Annotated in this window: 16 protein-coding genes; 3 read left to right on the forward strand and 13 right to left on the reverse strand. The window is 63.1% G+C overall.

All coding sequences use genetic code 11. The annotated features are described in order from the left end of the window. Positions 1-10: 10 nt before the first annotated feature. The 7 genes from KRR38_RS12480 to KRR38_RS12510 form a co-directional block, all read right to left on the reverse strand. On the reverse strand, positions 11-652 hold the full coding sequence (locus KRR38_RS12480; RefSeq protein WP_309141186.1) for a dienelactone hydrolase family protein: 642 nt from the start codon (positions 650-652) through the stop codon (positions 11-13). Between the two features lie 19 nt (positions 653-671). Beyond that, complete coding sequence (locus KRR38_RS12485) at positions 672-2144, reverse strand: YdiU family protein (protein ID WP_217401920.1); 1473 nt, start codon at positions 2142-2144, stop codon at positions 672-674. Positions 2145-2544: 400 nt separating this feature from the next. Further along, positions 2545-2805 (reverse strand): hypothetical protein, encoded by a 261-nt coding sequence (locus tag KRR38_RS12490; protein WP_217401922.1) that lies wholly within the window; start codon positions 2803-2805, stop codon positions 2545-2547. Between the two features lie 166 nt (positions 2806-2971). Then, on the reverse strand, positions 2972-6109 hold the full coding sequence (locus tag KRR38_RS12495; RefSeq protein ID WP_217401924.1) for a DEAD/DEAH box helicase: 3138 nt from the start codon (positions 6107-6109) through the stop codon (positions 2972-2974). Next, complete coding sequence (locus KRR38_RS12500) at positions 6106-6684, reverse strand: PRC-barrel domain-containing protein (protein ID WP_217401926.1); 579 nt, start codon at positions 6682-6684, stop codon at positions 6106-6108. Before KRR38_RS12500 ends, KRR38_RS12495 begins: the two co-directional genes overlap by 4 nt. A 69-nt stretch (positions 6685-6753) precedes the next feature. Further along, positions 6754-6942 (reverse strand): hypothetical protein, encoded by a 189-nt coding sequence (locus KRR38_RS12505; RefSeq protein ID WP_309141038.1) that lies wholly within the window; start codon positions 6940-6942, stop codon positions 6754-6756. Positions 6943-6956: 14 nt separating this feature from the next. After that, positions 6957-7706 (reverse strand): Crp/Fnr family transcriptional regulator, encoded by a 750-nt coding sequence (locus KRR38_RS12510; RefSeq protein ID WP_217407246.1) that lies wholly within the window; start codon positions 7704-7706, stop codon positions 6957-6959. A 214-nt stretch (positions 7707-7920) separates the two neighbouring features. Between KRR38_RS12510 and KRR38_RS12515 the strand changes: the two genes are divergently transcribed. Then, positions 7921-10149, forward strand: a complete 2229-nt coding sequence (locus tag KRR38_RS12515) for a catalase (RefSeq protein WP_217401931.1) — start codon at positions 7921-7923, stop codon at positions 10147-10149. A 1-nt stretch (position 10150) separates the two neighbouring features. Here the strand turns inward: KRR38_RS12515 and KRR38_RS12520 are convergent, their stop codons facing one another. Both KRR38_RS12520 and KRR38_RS12525 read right to left on the reverse strand, forming a co-directional pair. Continuing rightward, the gene (locus KRR38_RS12520; protein WP_217401939.1) at positions 10151-11101 is read right to left on the reverse strand and encodes an NAD(P)/FAD-dependent oxidoreductase; all 951 of its coding nucleotides are present in this window, start codon (positions 11099-11101) and stop codon (positions 10151-10153) included. A gap of 40 nt (positions 11102-11141) precedes the next feature. After that, positions 11142-11675: a hemerythrin domain-containing protein gene (locus tag KRR38_RS12525; RefSeq protein ID WP_217401941.1), complete on the reverse strand. Its 534-nt coding sequence runs from the start codon at positions 11673-11675 to the stop codon at positions 11142-11144. A 174-nt stretch (positions 11676-11849) separates the two neighbouring features. Here KRR38_RS12525 and KRR38_RS12530 point away from each other — a divergent pair, with 174 nt between their 5' ends. Then, on the forward strand, positions 11850-12038 hold the full coding sequence (locus KRR38_RS12530; RefSeq protein ID WP_217401943.1) for a hypothetical protein: 189 nt from the start codon (positions 11850-11852) through the stop codon (positions 12036-12038). Positions 12039-12488: 450 nt separating this feature from the next. On the opposite strand, the gene KRR38_RS12535 is transcribed toward KRR38_RS12530, so the two are convergent. Further along, positions 12489-12713 (reverse strand): polyhydroxyalkanoic acid system family protein, encoded by a 225-nt coding sequence (locus tag KRR38_RS12535; RefSeq protein ID WP_254514774.1) that lies wholly within the window; start codon positions 12711-12713, stop codon positions 12489-12491. 832 nt (positions 12714-13545) lie between these two features. Between KRR38_RS12535 and KRR38_RS12540 the strand changes: the two genes are divergently transcribed. Further along, positions 13546-13725: a hypothetical protein gene (locus KRR38_RS12540; protein ID WP_217401946.1), complete on the forward strand. Its 180-nt coding sequence runs from the start codon at positions 13546-13548 to the stop codon at positions 13723-13725. Positions 13726-13881: 156 nt separating this feature from the next. Here KRR38_RS12540 and KRR38_RS12545 read toward each other — a convergent pair whose 3' ends face one another. The 3 genes from KRR38_RS12545 to KRR38_RS12555 form a co-directional block, all read right to left on the reverse strand. Continuing rightward, complete coding sequence (locus KRR38_RS12545; RefSeq protein ID WP_217401948.1) at positions 13882-14256, reverse strand: glycine zipper domain-containing protein; 375 nt, start codon at positions 14254-14256, stop codon at positions 13882-13884. 489 nt (positions 14257-14745) lie between these two features. After that, entirely contained in the window at positions 14746-15204 is a 459-nt protein-coding gene (locus KRR38_RS12550; protein ID WP_217401950.1) for a cytochrome c, read from the reverse strand. Between the two features lie 3 nt (positions 15205-15207). Next, on the reverse strand, positions 15208-16797 hold the full coding sequence (locus KRR38_RS12555; RefSeq protein ID WP_217407247.1) for an NAD(P)/FAD-dependent oxidoreductase: 1590 nt from the start codon (positions 16795-16797) through the stop codon (positions 15208-15210). Positions 16798-16932: the final 135 nt, after the last annotated feature.

Below are 16932 nucleotides of genomic sequence, written 5' to 3' on the forward strand. Positions count from 1 at the left end.
GGCAACAGGATCAGCGGCGCAGCGCCTGGGTCACGAAGTCACAGCCCAGTTTTATTCCCATGGGATCTACGCTGTGACCAAGGTTCGCAGATACATGCGTGGTTACCTCGATTCCGAGCTGCTTGAGCTCACGCTCGGCCGTGTGCAACGCGGCCACCGGCACCACAGGATCCTGCGAGCCGTGCACCAGAAGTACCGGGGGTTTCGAGACCAGTTCTGCTCGAAGTTCCGCCGCACCTGTCAGCATGCCCGAATAGCCAACGACCGCGGCGACCTGCGCCTGCCGGCGCAAGCCGACGTGGAGCGCCATCATCGTTCCCTGGCTGAAACCCACGATGGCCAGGTCTGCATCGGTCAGATCATATTGCGCGAGCTTTCGGTCGATGAAGCGGTCGATCGCGGGAGCCGCTTCACGCGCACCGCGGGCGAGCGCTTGCGGCGAGAGTTCGGAAAGGCCCCACCACTGATACCCCGCGCCAAAAGCGCATCGCTGGGGCGCATGGGGTGCGAGAAAAAGCACGTCGGGAACCGCCTGCTGCCAGGTCGGCGCCAGGGAGATCATATCGCTACCGCTTGAGCCGAAGCCATGCAGCAAGAGGACGATTTGACGGGGCGCATTGCCTGAGCGCGGCTGCAGGCTGGCGCCATTCACGATCTTCAAATGATTGCCCTCACGTTCCGCAAAATGTGGCTCTCACGCGCTCGTGCTCGAGCGGCGGGTCTTGAAAAGCGGCATGCTCCGGTTGATCGTCGAATGGCCGCGAAAGCACGCCGCACAGGATCTGAAAGGTCGCGAAGTCGCCCTTCTCTGCATCCGAGATGACCTCCTCGATGCGGTGGTTGCGCGGGATGTAGGCAGGATTGACCGCATCCATGTCGTGCTTGATCTCGGCCGCGCTCCGCTTTTCGAGGACAAGGCGCGCCCGCCAGGTCCCGAACAGAGCATCGGCAGCCGTTGGGTCCGCGAACAGCTCGCGCACCGGCTCTTCCCCCGCGCCTGGTTCCACAGCCCCCGAGAGCCGCCGAAAGAACAGGGTGTAATCGACGAGATTTCGCTGCAGGTCGGCGAGCACCGTCTCAACCAGCTGCGCGTCGTCCTCGCGAGCCTCAACGATGCCAAGCTTGCGAAGCAGTCCCGAGACACGTGCTTTGGCAAAGCGGGGCACGAACTTCGCGAGTTCCTCTTCCGCTATGGCGATCGCGTCATTTTCATCGTCGGCCAGCAGCGGCAGCAGCGTTTCTGCAAAGCGCGTGAGGTCCCAAAGGCCGATCTGCGGCTGATTGCCGAAGGCATAGCGTCCGTGTTGGTCGATCGAGCTGAACACAGTTGATGGATCGTACCGGTCCAGGAAAGCGCAGGGACCGTAGTCGATCGTCTCGCCGGCGACAGACATATTGTCGGTGTTCATGACGCCGTGAATGAAACCGACGAGCATCCAGCGGGCGATCAGATCCGCCTGGGCCTCCACCACCTGCGCGAGCAGCGCAGCGTAGGGCCGATCCGCGTGAGCCGCCCCAGGGTAGTGCCGTTCGATCACATGGTCTGCGAGTATGCGGAGTGCATCGACGTCCTGGCGCGCGGCAAAGAACTGAAAGGTCCCCACCCGGATATGGCTCGCCGCCACGCGGACCAACACGGCCCCCGGAAGCGGCCGATCGCGCTGGACGTGGTCTCCGGTCACGATCGCTGCGAGCGAGCGCGTGGTCGGGATGCCAAGCGCCGCCATGGCTTCGCTGACGAGGTACTCGCGCAGGACAGAGCCCAGCGCCGCTCTTCCGTCGCCCCTGCGGGAGTAAGGCGTTCGACCGGCGCCCTTGAGCTGGACGTCTCTGCGACGCCCCTCACGGTCGATCATCTCTCCGAGCAGGATGGCGCGGCCGTCGCCGAGCTGCGGCACGAAATTTCCGAACTGGTGCCCAGCGTAGGCTGTCGCGATGGGCTCAGAGCCGGGCGCAATCACGCGGCCCGAAAGAAAATCGAGACCCTCCGGGTCTTGCAGCCAGTCGGGATCGATCCCGAGCTGAAGGGCCAGGTCACGGTTGAGCGCGATCAGCGAAGGTGAAGTTGGCTGGGCGGGATCGACGCGCGCAAAGAAACGGTCGGGCAGCTTGGCGTAGGAATTGTCGAAAAGGAGGCTGTTCACTCTGGTCCTTCGGCTCACAGCCCCGAAACTAGGGGCAAGCACCCCATATAGGGTGCCGCCTCACTGCGGAAAGCCTGAGCCAAGATCATAAGATCGTACCGCAGCGGTTCGGCACTCAACGCGCTCGAGGTCGATATGAGAAGTGGCACCTTGATTGATTTCTGCGCGCGCTTCGGGCGGCGGCCGTATCTTCCTGCGGCGGACCAGCGCTCACCAACTCTGCAAATGCTCCCCCGGTCCAAACCCATCCCGAAGGTAACAGGGAGCGACAAGCGGGCTTTCGATGTCGGCTTTTCCGGCGTCAATCATTGAGCGGCGACGGCAACCGCGTGCCCGTCTCCAAACGTCTGAACGTGCCGCATTTCCTAGAATACCGGTTGCCGCGATTAGGGAATGCAGATCAATGAATCGTACGATGCGCGCCCTCGTCGAGAAAAATGGACATACCTTCTTCTTCTGACGCTTGAAACGCCGCGAGCGCTGCGACCTCGGTAACGAACTGGTGGTTCCATAATGTCGCCATTCCATCTTCGGATATGAACTCGAGGGCCCATGTCGGCTCATGTTTGTGCCGAAAGATGCGCACTTCCACGGTCACACCGTCGAGCGTGAGGCAGCTCGAAAGAGCAGAGTGAACGATTTCGGCTTCCTTGTCCGTCACTGGCTATCTCCGCTCGAGTTTAACTACAATCGTCCGCCCGGAGATCCGTTCCGGACGGGATGATCACCCAACTGAGCGCGGAGACATAGCGAGAGCGGCGGGCAGACCTGAAGATGTACCGGCCCCTTGCCGTTCAGCGAAAGATCTCGATGTGTGGGCCACGTGCTTAGGCCGCGAGGGTTTCGAGCAGAACCTGGACCCGTTCCAGCCGCGCTTCTTCGGGTATAGTTTCGGACAGTAGAAGCCTGCCGTTTTTTAGGGCGAGGCCCGCAAGGCTGGCATTGCCGGCGAAGTCGAGGCGCAGGGTCAGCGCGATCGCGGCAGGGCCCGCATCGACACGTGCCACCCGGGCCGCGCGCGCAGACGGACGAAGCTTCGCGTGTTCGAGGAGCACCTGGGCTTGGGCCGGCAAGGGTCCGAAGCGATCGGCCAGTTCGTCCTCGAACGCGTCGAGCCCCGCCTCGTCGTCTATCCGGGCCAGCCGGACATAAAGCGCGAGCCGCAGATCGGCCTCGGGCACCCAGCTGTCCGGGATGGCTCCGCACGAACCGATATTGAGCTCGGGCGTCCAGCGCTCGACGTCCTCGCCGCGCGCCCGCTGCAGCGCCGTCCCGAGCAGGTGTTGGTAGAGGTCGATGCCGATCAGCTTGACGTGGCCGGCCTGGGTCTCGCCGAGCAGATCGCCGGCGCCGCGCATGTCGAGATCCTGCGCGGCGATATCGAAGCCGGCGCCAAGGCGGTCGAAGGCCGCGAGCGTGCGCAGCCGCTTCAGCGTTCGTTCGGCGATCGCGTTCTCGGCCTGGGTCAGAAGAATGACTTGCCCGCGCCGATTACCGCGCCCGACGCGGCCGCGCAGCTGGTGCAATTGGGCGAGGCCGAAGCGGTCGGCACGCCAGACGATCATGGTATTGGCACGTGGGACGTCGAGCCCGGCCTCGATTATGTTGGTAGCGAGCAGGATATCGCCCTCCCCGTCGGCAAACCCGACCATAACGCTGTCGATGTCGCTCGCCGCCATCTTGCCGTGCGCCTCAACGATTGTGAGATCCGGAACAATGCGCGCAAGCTTCTCGGCCAGCGAGGCCATGTCCTCGATGCGAGGCACGACGATGAAGCTCTGCCCGCCGCGGCCCTTTTCTCGCAGCAGCGCGGTTCGGATGCGCAGGTCGTCGAATTGGTCCAGGCTCGTACGGATCGGTTGGCGGCGCGCCGGCGGTGTGGCTATTATCGAGATTTGCTGGAGACCGACGAGCGCCATTTGCAGCGTGCGCGGGATCGGCGTCGCGCTCAGCGTCAGCAGATGCATCTCGCCTGTGCCCCGCAGCTTCGCCTTGTCGGCGGCGCCAAAACGCTGTTCCTCGTCGATTACCACCAGACCCAGCTTGGCGTAGGACACGTCCTTGGTCATCACCGCGCCGGTACCGATGACGATCTGGATTGACCCATCGGCAAGGCCAGCTTTCGCCGCCTTTTTCTCGGCGGCGCTCGACAGCCGTGACAAGCCCGCGACGATGATGCCCGACGCGGCGAAGCGCCGCTTGAAGCTCTCGAGATGCTGGCGAACGAGAACGGTTGTGGGCGCGGCGACCACCACCTGGTAGCCTGCCAGTGCAGCAAGCGCGGCAGCGCGCAGCGCTACCTCGGTCTTGCCGTACCCGACGTCGCCGACGATCAACCGGTCCATAGGTTTGCCCGATGCAAGATCGTCGCGCACGGCGGCGATCGCCCGCGCCTGATCGGCAGTCTCGTTGAACGGAAATCCGCCGGCGAATTTCTCATAGGCGGCGGGATCTGGATCGAGCACGGGCGCGGTGAGCTTAGCTCGTGCTTCGGCCAGCGCTGTTAGGCCTCGCGCACTTTCAGCGATAGCCTGGTCGATCTGGGCCCGCCGCTTCTGCCAGGATGAGCCATCTAGCTTGTCGAGCCGGACTGCATCGGCGTCGGCGCCGTAGCGCCAGATCAGGTCGGCGTCGTCGATCGCAACCAGGCGCCGCGCGCCCCCGGCATATTCCAGCGCGATCATTTCGCCACCATCGCCGGTCTCGCCGCCGGACGTTGATATTGTGGCCGGCGCCGGCTCGAGCCCTGCGATCAGCCCGATGCCATGATCCTCGTGTATGACGACGTCGCCGATCCGCATTTCCCCTCCCTGAGCCCAGGGATTGACGGCGGCTTCTGCGATGTCGCCCACGATTGCGCGGCTGCCGAGAACGTCAGCGGCAGCGATAACAACATGGCGCTCATCGACGTATCCAGCATCTGCGGGCATCTCGATCGCCCCCGCCTGCCCCGACGCAAGTTCCTCGGCTTGCCGCCAATCGGAGATGATCGCGATTTCGCAGCAAAGCCGCTTGGCTACGCGCGAGCGAAGAAAGCGCAGGTCACGTTGGCTTCCGGCCAGCACCAGGCTGCGATTGCCGTCCAGCAGCGGCCGCGCAAATCGGGTCAGTGCGGTAAGCGGTGAGCGCACCTGCGCAAAGTTCGGCACCCGCTGGTACGAGGCTTCAAGGCTCAGCTGCCGCCACGGTTCGAGTGCCATGCTCCAGGCGGTGTCATCGATCGCCTCCACCCTGTCGGCGCGTCCACATGCTGCGTCGGTGGCGAGTTGAAGGAACCGCCGCCGGCGGGCATCGGCGCTGTTCGAATAAATGATCGTTACTGGCGCGAGATGCGCCAGGATCGCTACTCTCTCAGGGCAGCACGGCGCTGCCGCGCGCCCGATCTCCAGGCTGTTCAGGTCGACCACACTGCGCTGGGTCGCGGGATCGTAGCTGCGGATCGCCGCAATGCTATCCTCGGAAAACTCGATGCGCGCCGGCAGACCGGCGTCGGCCGGGAAGATGTCGATCACATCACCGCGCACCGCTATCTCCCCCGGCTCGTCGACCCGGTCGTCGGCGTAATAACCGATTTCTTCGAGCGTGGTCGCCAACTGCGCGGCTACAATCTGGTCCCCGACAACGAGACGCGGCGGCATAGAGTCGAAGGCTTCCGGCGGCGGATAGCGCTGCGCTGCGGCTTCGCCGCTCAGGATGAGCGCCAGACCGGGCCGAACGGATTCCCGCTGAGCCAGTCGCAATTCGTGCAACGCGGCTACCCGGGCACCGACGTTGGCTGGCGATGCCGGAGCGATATCGCCCGGCAGGGCGTCGCTTGAAGGCATGAACAGCACCGGATGATCGGGTCGCAGCGCCGCCAGAGCGGCAGCGAGCGCGGCGGCATGTTGATCGTCGTCAGCCAGATATACGAGATCGCTCTCGCCCAGCAGAGCGGCGAGACGGGTTGCTGTCCAGGTGATGGTCATGCGGCCATCGCTGCCGCGGGCCAATCGCCTGTCTCGAGCGCGGCCAATGCCTCGAACTTGGGCCGCTCCATCCGCAGAATGAGCCGGTCACAACCAAATTCGAGCTGGTCTCGCGGTACGGCGCGCAGCGTCTCGTCGAAACCGCCGATTCCACCGGACGACACGACAACATAGCTGACACCGCCAGACCCGCATTCGATTAAGGCTTCGATAGCCTGGCCGACCGGTTTGCCCGCATCGTCAACGACCGGCATGCCGGCAATACCGGTGGCAGTGAACAAGGTCGGCACCGCCGCGCGGCGACTGGCCTCGGTCGCTGCTTTGCCGCCGTCTTCATAAGCGCGCTGACGCCCAAGCCAGCGCCAAATCCCGACCAGATTGACCAGTGTCAGAAAGGCGTTGGTTGCGAGCAAATTGGTCTGGTCGGTTCCCAGGCCGACCAGCGACCAGCAGATCGACCCCAGCGTAAACACGACGAAGCCCCAGCCGGTAACGCGCGCGCCGAGGTTGGCGGCGGTCATCATGGCAGCTATCGTCGTCGCGATCGGCGCGACCCATCCTGCGATCGATTCCATTACCTTCTCTCCCCGAGCAGACAGAAATGTTCCCATGTCGCGGCGGTGCGGGCGACGAGGCTAAGCGAGCTAAATGCGGTTCTCGCGCGACCGCTCCGACACTTGTCGCTCCGCCGTCGCCGCCGCGGAAATCAGGCTTTCTCCGGTTTTGGCCGCGGCATCCGGGGTCATGGTGACGGCCACACCGTCCGGACCGTCCAAGATGACCAAACCCTGTTCTGCGCTGGCGTATCCGGGTTCGGTCTGCGGCTGCGGCACTGAAGGTGATTCCATCACGGGACCTTTGCAAGGAAGGGCTGAGCATCGCGCGGGCCTGCGTCGATGTAGAGATAGTCGGGGTTGAACTGTCCGCGCGCGATCAACCGTTCAGGATCCAGGATCTCGACGAGTGACGAGCGGAACACGCAGAGGCGCTCCTCGCGCAAATGCCGCATGACTCGGTTCACGTGAACGTTCGTCAGGCCGCAGATTTCCGCGATATCGTTCTGCGTCAGGCCCAGCGCAAACCGGCGTCCGTCGCTGAGCCCGGCCGAAGCAAGGCGGGCGTTGGTTTCGCACAGGAAATGGGCCACTCGCCCCACTCCATCGAGACGGCCGAGCCGAAATAGCCATGCACGATGAATGGCCGCGTCGATGAGTGTCGCGAACCAGAGCTTGCGCGCTAGCTCGGGCAGCTCGCTTGTGATCGTGTCTAGCTTTTGGTGAGGCACGATGGCGACAGTTGCGGCGGTCATCGTCGCGACGTCGTGATCGAGCACCTTCAGCGGATAGGCATGAAGGTCGACGAAGTCGCCCGGCACGTGCACGGCGACGAGCTGCCGCAGTCCGTTGCGATCATCAATATAGCGCGACATGAAGCCCTCGAGCAGCAGCGTGCTCGTAAGCAAATGCTCACCCGCGCGCACGAGCGTGGAGCGCGGCTCAAGCGTTCGGACGTCGCTGATTGCGGCTTCGAGGCGAGCGCGTTCTTCGGGATCAAGGCGGACCCCGCGTTTGTCTCTGAGGAAGCGTTCAGTGAACATGGCCAGGCGATAACGGGCGACCAGCGTGCTCGTTGCTTGCCGCCCCGTGAAATCGTCTTGATCGAAGTTAATTTTCAAAATCGCGCGCAACCCCGCTGACGGGGCCGGGTTACCGAATGGACATAGCCACTGCTCTTGGCGTGGCGGCCGTTCGCCGGCAACACCGAGAGCTTTGCATTCTCGCCGTCCCACCCACCGACAAGGATCATGCACGATGGCCAAGAAGCCCGCATCGCTCGATAAGTCCGCCAAGTCCCCCAAGGCGCCGGCACCTGCTGACATTGGCGGCGCCGATATCGGCGCCGAATCCCCGCAGAAGGCATCACGGGTCCCGGCCAATGCGGAAATCACCTTTGCCTATGGCGAAGCCCAGGCAGACGGAGGGGAAACCCATCAGGTCGCCGGGGGAGACGTTGCCACGCTCACTACCCAGCAGGGGATGCCGGTTGCCGACGACCAGAACAGCCTTAAACAAGGTACGCGCGGTCCAACGTTGCTCGAGGATTTCCATTTCCGCGAGAAGATGTTCCACTTCGACCATGAGCGGATTCCCGAGCGCGTCGTCCATGCTCGCGGTTACGCGGCGCACGGCTTTTTCGAACTGACAGACAGCCTTTCAGACGTCAGCCGCGCTGACGTATTCCAGCGTGTCGGAGAGCGCACTCCCGCCTTCGTCCGCTTCTCGACGGTCGCCGGTAACAAGGGCTCGTTCGATCTTGCCCGTGACGTGCGCGGCTTCGCGGTCAAGCTTTACACGCAGGAAGGCAACTGGGACCTCGTCGGCAACAATATCCCGGTGTTCTTCATCCAGGACGCGATCAAGTTTCCCGATCTCGTCCATTCGGTGAAGCCCGCGCCTGACCGTGAATTTCCGCAGGCCCAATCTGCGCATGACAACTTCTGGGACTTCATCAGCCTTACGCCCGAGAGCTTCCACATGGTCATGTGGCAGATGTCCGACCGGACCATTCCGCGCTCGTTCCGGACTATGGAGGGCTTCGGCGTCCACACGTTCCGGCTGCTCGATGCCGCGGGCAAGTCAACTTTCGTCAAGTTTCACTGGAAGCCCAAGCAGGGCCTGCAGTCGGTCGTCTGGAACGAAGCCGTGAAGATCAACGGCGCCGATCCCGACTTCCACCGCCGCGATCTATGGGACGCGATCAACTCCGGCGACTTTCCCGAGTGGGAACTGGGCGTGCAGTTGTTCGACGATGCCTTCGCTGACAGCTTCGATTTCGACGTGCTGGATGCGACCAAGCTGATCCCTGAGGAACTGGTGCCGGTCCGCGTGGTCGGCCGGCTCGTGCTCGATCGCGTCGTCGACAATTTCTTCGCCGAGACCGAGCAAGTCGCGTTCTGCACCCAGAACGTGCCGCCAGGCATCGACTTCTCGAACGACCCTCTGCTCCAGGGCCGTAACTTCTCTTACCTCGACACCCAGATAAAGCGGCTCGGGAGCCCCAACTTCACTCACATCCCGATCAATGCGCCGAAATGCCCGATGGCCCATTTCCAGCAGGACGGGCACATGGCAATGCACAATCCCAAGGGCCGGGCGAACTATGAGCCCAACAGCTGGGGTCCAACGCAGGGCGGGCCGCGTGAGGACCCGGTGCGCGGTTTCACCAGCTTCGCCGAAGTCGCTGAGGGTCCCAAGCAGCGCGTGCGTTCAGAAACGTTCGCCGACCATTATAGCCAGGCGCGCCAGTTCTTCGTCAGCCAGACGCCGATCGAGCAGAAGCATATCGGCGATGCGCTGGTGTTCGAGCTGTCAAAGGTGGAGCGGCCCGACATCCGCTCACGCGTCGTCTCTCACCTCCGCAATGTCGACACTGCGCTTGCAACCACCGTCGCGGACGGCCTCGGCCTTGCCATGCCCGACGCGGCGGTCGCGGCCCGCGAGCCGATCACCGACCTGCCGGCTTCCGACAAGCTCAGCATCGTCAAGAACGGCCCCGACAGTTTCAAGGGGCGCAAGCTGGGCATCCTGCTCAGCGATGGCGCTGATGCCGCACTGTTCAAGGCGCTGCTCAAGGCAGTGGACGGCGAAGGCGCGGTCTACGAAGTCATCGCGCCCAAGATCGCGGGCGCGACCTTGTCGGACGGGACGACCGTGGCAGCGAAACACAAGATCGACGGCGGCCCCTCGGTCCTATTCGATGCGGTGGCATTGCTGGTCTCCGCCGAGGGTGCCAAGCTGCTCTCCCGTGATGCCGCGGCCAAGGATTTCGTCACCGACGCTTTCGCGCATTGCAAATACATTGCAATCAGCGCCGAGGCCCAGGCGATTTTCGTTGCCGCGGGTATAGCCGACGATCTCGACGAAGCCTGTCTCCTACTCGCGACGGCGGCGGACGCGCCAGCGTTTATCGAGGCGGCACGGGCGTTGCGCTTCTGGCCGCGGGAACTCGCCGTCGATCTCGACGCGCATCCCCAGACCTGAGCTAACGACGAAGCGGTGTCTGCCGGGCCAGATCGTTACGGATCGTGGTCGCGGCGACACCGCCTTCGCCCATGGCGTGGCTGATCTGGTCGAGGCCGAGCACGACGTCTCCAGCTGCATAGAGACCTGGCACGTTGGTGCGCTGATGTGCATCTACGGTCAGGCAGCCTTCTTCCGACCGCGCGGCGCCGAGCTGGCCGGCCAGCTCGGATCGGATATCCGAACCGAGCGCAGGATAGAGGCTGTCGAATTGGACTGCGTGGTCCTTGAGATCGAGCACGACCTTCTGGCCATCCAGCCGAATGGCCTCGCAGCCCGCGGCGAGGCCGACCCCTGCGTCAGTCAGCGTCTCCCGCTGCTCGGGAGTGAGACTATGATCGCATCTCGGCGCAACCAGCGTAACATCCGCGGTATAGGTGCGCAGGAACAGCGCTTCATCGCAGCCGCGCTGCCCGGTCCCCATCACGGCAACACGCTTGTCAGTAACCTCGTAGCCGTCGCAGATCGGGCAATAGCGCAGCTGGCCGCTAGCCAAGGCCTGCGAATGCGTGCGTTCGTCGATCATCGGCGGACGGCGATTGACGACGCCGGTGGCCAGGAGGACAGTACGGGCGCGGAAGGTCGATGCATCGCCGAACGTCGCGACGAAATCTTGCTCGTGCTGTGACAGGGCTTCGACCGTCGCTTCGATCATGCTTGCCCCGTAGAGATCTGCCTGTCGGCGCATCCGCGCCAGCAGGTCGGGCCCGGATATCCCGTCGGGAAATCCGGCATGGTTGCGCGTGAGCGGGATGAGCTTCGCACGGCTCCGGCCCGCATCGACGACCGCTACGGCCAGGTGGAAGCGAGCGAGATAGATCGCCGCGGTGAGCCCCGCCGGCCCCCCACCGATGATAAGGCAATCAGTTTGCCTGTCGTCATTCGTGCTTGCAGGGTCGTTTGCCGAGGACATGGGCACGATCTATAACCTACCCATGGCCCGGTGTCGCCGATTACGCTCCGATCTGAGCCATCAGCTCGGCCTTACGCGCCGCGAGCTGCTCGCCGAGTGCTTTCAGGTCGAGCTCGCTGTCGCGGCTCTCGGGGAACATCTCGTTCTCCTCCTCGCCGACATGATGGTCGATGTATTCGCCAAGCACCGTAACCTTGGCATCGAATAGCCGGTCGCTTGCCTTCATCGCCTGAATCTCGGCAATCAGCTGCTTGGCGCTGGCATGCTCGACTTCGGCCTCGTCGAGCAGATCGTCGTCATCGATCGCAGCGCGCGTGGCAGGGTAATAAATCTCTTCGATCTGCGCATGAACCGTCAGCGCCAGGCAGATCTTGTCGGCCAGCGCCTGCTTCTCGGCCTCGTCGTCCAGATCTTCATACAGACTGAAGAAGGTCTTCACTTCCTTGTGATCGTCCTTGAGCAGCTTGATCGCATCGACGGGCTTGCTTGCGGCGCGCTCGGTCCTGCGAGCCGTTTTGGATGCGGGCTTCGCTTTCGCACTCTTGGTCGGTGCGCTCGACTTAGTAGCTGCCATAGTAGATCTCCGATGTCTGGGGTATTGGTCAACCTAACAACCCCCGAGAGCTGGCGAAGAACCCGAGCAGCGAGCCGAATTAACCTCCATCAATACGATTCTTGAAAATTTGGCCCGCCTCGCCGGAACGGCGGGTGAGATTTCGGTTTTGGGTTCCGTCGGCATCATGCCGGCATGGAGCGACATCATGGGTTACCCCCGCGAGTTTTTGAAGGCGACTATGATTCTGATGACGAGCAGAAGCGGCCCGAACCCAACGAGGACGAGCTCGAAGAGGAAGACGAAAGCGGCGTCCTCGAGCCTGACGAAGAGGATGCCGAAGGGCTCCCAGAATCCGATGAAGATGAAGACGAAGGCGCCTGAACGCGCTGCATAGGAAGACGGGAATAGGCAGACTGAGCAAGAGGGTGCCGCCGTGCCAGACCTCGGCTGGTGGCTTGATCAAGGCTCTGATCAAGCGGATGAAATCGCGGACGCAATTCCTATCAAGAATGAGAAAGGACACGCAATGACTGAAGGCTAGGCCCGTACGGCGCCGTTCAGAACCAGATAGAGGACAGTCTTCGGGATGCCTGTCGGCGGCATGTGCCCGCCTTCCGGTCGGCCTGCACCAGCTTCGCAGAAACTTGATCATGCCCGTCGTAGCAAGCCAGGGCCCTGTCGAAGCATCGCGATGACATGAACGACCGGCGGCTATCAAGGATTGAATTTGGATCGCGGGAGGACCGCTTTGGCGGCGATCCATGCCAACTCGCGCCTAGCGACCTTCGCTCGTGCGTAACCAGCCCGGCAAGGCCGGAAGCTCTTCCCGCTTCACCGCAGTAGCCTGTTGCCCACCTGGCCGAGCTGTTCCTTGATCGCGCCCGCGAACAAGGCTGCCAGCGGCGGGAGATCGACGACAGCGTGAATGTTCGCGTCATGGACCTCGATACGCGAGGCGACGCGCTGGCCCATGGCTTCGATCACGAAATAGAGCGTGTCGCCGTCCCATCGATGCTCTTTGAGGCCCCCTGGCACGATTCCGGCGATTTGGCCCACGCCCTGCTGAAGCCTTTCGCGCGGCGACGCGGCCCAAGTCGTGCGGAATGTCGAGTGTGATCGGCTGCGTCATAAGTCCAAAACGCTCGACCTGCGCTGAGGTCGCCTGATAGGCAAAACTAAGTTCCGCAAGTTTCCCCGCCCGATTTCCGCTGCTAGCCCGCCCCCATGACGTCAAAGCAAATTCAGGAAGCCCAGCGGGCGAGCCAGGACTTCACGCGGTGGGCGGCTTTCGCGCTCGAAGTACCCGACCGCCGAGCCCGAATGCTCGATGCGGCGAGGGAACTGAGGCAAGCTCTGGACAGGCTGATCGAGCACGCGCCTAAATAATATCGCTAGCATTGCTTATTCGGAGCGCTGCAATGGACCATGCCAGAATGCTCAATAAGTCTCTTCTCTCGCTGCTGCGATGTGCAACCGAGAGCGATGTCGAGGCGGCGCTGGAGGCGTGCTGTTCGACTTGCCGCCGACTACGGCGCCGGAGCAGTCGAATTCTACAACCGGACGCTCGAGGTGATGACTGGCGACAACGACCGGGCCATGGCGATGGATCACGCTCGCGTGATGTCCGCTTCCCATTGGGTTCGGCCAGGCAGCGACTGATCGCGACCGCCTGCCGCTGCAACACGATTACAGAATTTCCAGCGAACTGAGGCTTGGGCCTTTCCCACCGTCATAGAGCTGATCAGCCCTCGGGTCGCAAACGCGAGGAAGCATCCCGCTGCTGGACGGATCGCCGGCCAAATTCAAAACCTAGACCTGTCACTGCGGCCACTGGGCGACCTTCGACCCGCACGGCCTCTGGTGGCATTTCGAGCAGAAACACTCGGACATGCAGCTCGGCCAGGCGCGCCTGCACTTCTACTGCAATATTTGCACCGTGCAGAAGCGCTTCGCCGTGCGGTCGATCCGGCTCGATCCCGTTGATGCGCCCAGCGAGGAACGAGCGGTCATCACCCTGCCGATGCCGCCGGACAGGGAATGGAAGGCTGCCCTGAGCCGGTTTCGTTGAGCCGCCACAGCTTCAATTCCGAATTACGCGGGGCCAAGCACCCGCCTGCTCTACCTTCGGTCGATCAGGCGAGCACCGCATCGACGAGCGCCCGAATGAAGCCTGTGCCGGTCGTTACTCTTGCGGTCGGCCTGGCAGGCAAGCCGCCAGCTAGCTTTAGTACCCTCGCGTTGGGTCCTGAGTACCCTGGTTCGCTCGCGGGTTGCCTTGCGCGTCCAGGTTCGCGTTATCTCGCGGCGGTTGGACATCGACGCCTTCCCCGGCGGTCTGTTCCTTCAAAGTCTTGGTCCGTCTATCTTGGTCCGTGCCGATCGCCGCCCCTGCCACGGCCCCGATGCCAGCTCCAATGACTCGACCTGCGCCGCCACCGACCAGTCCACCGAACAGAAGACCGCCAAACGCGCCGGCGCCTGCACCGATTGCCGCCCCCGAAACGTGTTTCTGCCCCGTATTGGGGTCAGTCACGCATCCGGAGGTCATCATGAGACCCAGGGCTGCAAAGCCGGCGACGATTAGACGCGGATTGTTCATGATTGTCCTCCCCACGCCGTTCTCTCAGCGCGAAGCAAGGAGGTCGGTGAGTTTGAATGAACCCCAGATTGACGGACTCAAGGACAATCAAAACAATGCGATAGGCGTTCGCGCCGCTGCGCCGAACCGCTGTGACGACGCAGAGGGGCGAACGCTCATCGGCGACATAGATGTGCACCCGCGCCGCAGCTTTCCGCTCCGCCGCATTACAAGAACATGCCCTTCCCGAGATCCACCTCTCGGCGAAGCGTTCCATATCCATCGAAATTCTCTCTACCGTCTGCACAGTAACATCCCGATGCACCGCATATATCTCGGTTGGCCTGGCGGAAGCGGGCGAATATTCGCAGATTATGGCTCAGAAATTCGCTAGCGCTGGCGGATGATCGCGATGAGCGAATGGCCGTTAACAAGAGCCGCTGATCGACAGCTTAAGGTCGGCTATTTCGGCGAAGCAAGATGCAGCGAAAAAAGCCTAAATGTTGTAGCCTAACGCGCGGTCTTGACCTCTGTCGGGGTGACAACATCCCGATAGTGATTGCCGAAATGGGTGCGCACGTAATTCACGACGTCGGCGATCTGCTGATCGGTCATCGCGTCCGCGAAGGGCGGCATTCCGTTCAGGCCGTGCACCACGACCGTGGTCGGGTAACCGCTGGCCTCCAGCTTGCGGTTGGAGGCGAGCGCCGGATAGAAGCCCGCGCCCTTGGCGCCCTTGGCATCGGGCATGTGGCAGCCCGCGCAGACGCGCCGATAGATCTTCTCGCCATCGGGCTCGCTAAACTTGAACGGGCTGACGAAGGCCCCGTCCGCGTCGCCGGGGCGCGCGCCTGTGACGTGCCCGGCGGATGAGGCGGTTTCGGGGGCGGCCTGGGCGAAGGCGTTGGCCGTGATCGAGGCCAACGAGACGAGCGAAGCGGCGGCGAGTAATCCGGTTGAGACCTTCATGATTCAGCCCGCCATCACGCGTTGGTGGAGACGCGAGATCGCGTCGAGCGAAGAGGTGATGCCGCCTTCCTGCCAAGCAGGGATGTAAGAGGCATGCTCGCCCGCGAGCAGGATGCGGCCGTCGATCTGGCACAGGTTCTTGTAGTGGTCGGCACGCGCCTCGTCGGTCCAGCCGCCGGCGCAGCCCTGGACCCAGGGAACCCGATGCCAGCCCACCGCGATGCCGCCGACGAATTCGTCCTTGTACTGCGGATGGATCTGCGCGCCCCATTCCACCGCGCGCCGCACGCGCTCCGCAGGCGGCAGTGAGGTGAACTCGAAGGCATAGGCGCCGAAAGTATAGGCGCCGAGCAGCGTCGCTGGCCCTTTCTCTCCATAGCGGCTGCTCGGATAGCTGATCTGCGAGATCGGCAAGTCGGTGGTCGTGATGCCGCCGAAGATACTCTCGTCCTGCTCCCAGAACCGCCGCTTGAATTCTAGGCCAATCTTGAGCGCCGCCATATAGGGCACGGCGCGGATGGCATTGGCCATCGGGGCATTGACGTTCATCTCGATCTGGCTGAGCACCGACAGCGGGATAGTGCATAGGCACCAGTCGGCCTTGGCTGTGGCCTTGGCGCCGGTCTTTATATCCTCATAGGACACGGCGACGCCCTTCTCGTCCTGCTGGATCGACGTGACCTTGCTGTTCAGGCGGACGAGATCGCCGACCTGACGCTCGAATCCCTTGGCCACCATGTCCATGCCGCCGACCGGCTGGAAGATCGCAGTATGATGCTGCGTGTCGAGCGAGGAAGAGACGTTGCGCCACAGTCCCGACTGCAACACCGTGTCGAGCGCCAGCGGGTCAGACGGTATCGGCTCCGCGGTCAGCCCGCCGCCCGGATACTTCTCCCAGCCGCGCCGCGAGCTGGACTGCTCGCCCTTCACGTACCGCATGTTCTTGTCGAGCGCCCCCCACGACCGCACCGCCTCAAGCAGGATCGCCTTGTCTTCCTGGGTCACGGCGTCATCGAGCGCGTTCTTGTTGACCGCCTTGGCCATCAGCTCGCCGACGTGGCCGTAGAAGTCCGCCTGGATGTGGCGATAGCGCTGCGGCTTGCCGTCGAATGCCTTGGTCGAATGGACATAGGCATTGTAGTTGAGCTGCATGAACGGCTCGAGCGCGACGCCCAGTTCCTGACAGTAATGCATGATCGCATAGTGATTATGCGGGATGCGCCAGGGGCCGGGGTTGATGTAGTTCCCCGGCGCGAAAGTGCAGTGCTGCGTCTCGCCGCCGAGCTCCGTGAAGCTGTCGCCGCCGCGCAGCGTCCAGCTGCGTCCGCCGACGCGGTTGTTGAATTCGAGCACCTGGACCTTGTAGCCCGCGCGGCGCAGCTCATAGGCGGCGGTGAGGCCGGCAACGCCCGCGCCCAGGATCAGCACCGAAGCGCCCTTGGCATCACCGCCCAGGTTGACCGGGCCCTTGAACGTCGATGTCTGCGCCTGACCCAGGCTTGTCATAGCCATGTACATCGCCGAGGCACCGGCCGTCCGGCCGATCAGCGTCAGCAGGTCGCGCTTGCTCAGAGGCAGCACACTATCTGTCATCAATTCAAACCCCCACGTGCCCTACCGAACCACTCGCGGGAGCATGGGAGGATTCGCCCTTCCGACCACGCACACCTGATTATGGCATTGGCGTTGTGATCGGCCCGGATCCTCGAAAGGGTTATACGACGTTTG

Source organism: Novosphingobium sp. G106 (assembly GCF_019075875.1).
Taxonomy (GTDB): Bacteria; Pseudomonadota; Alphaproteobacteria; order Sphingomonadales; family Sphingomonadaceae; genus Novosphingobium.